At 60.4% G+C, this 212-nt stretch carries 1 protein-coding gene; it reads right to left on the bottom strand.

The features are described from left to right. The coding region (locus AO388_RS08435; RefSeq protein WP_153003981.1) for a hypothetical protein at positions 1–212 on the bottom strand (212 nt) is incomplete at both ends.

Raw genomic sequence — 212 nt, 5'->3', positions numbered from 1 at the left:
GTCAGGTGTCCGCCGAGGTTGTAGCTGAAACGGCGGGTCAGTTGGTCGATGCGCTTTTCTTCGATCAGCCGGTCGGAGTCGTCGTAGGCGAATGTGTAGGTGGCGTCGTTTTCATTGATCAGCGCGGCAAGGCGCAGGGCCTTGTCGTACTGGTAGCCTACGATAAAACCCTTGGGGTCCTGGCGTCTGATCGGCAGGCCACGGGCGTTGCG

The sequence above is a fragment of the Pseudomonas sp. ICMP 10191 genome, from assembly GCF_001467335.1.
Taxonomy (GTDB): Bacteria; Pseudomonadota; Gammaproteobacteria; order Pseudomonadales; family Pseudomonadaceae; genus Aquipseudomonas; species Aquipseudomonas cerasi.
The sequence above is the reverse complement of the archived record's forward strand: the minus strand, read 5'-3'. Positions and strand labels throughout refer to the sequence as shown.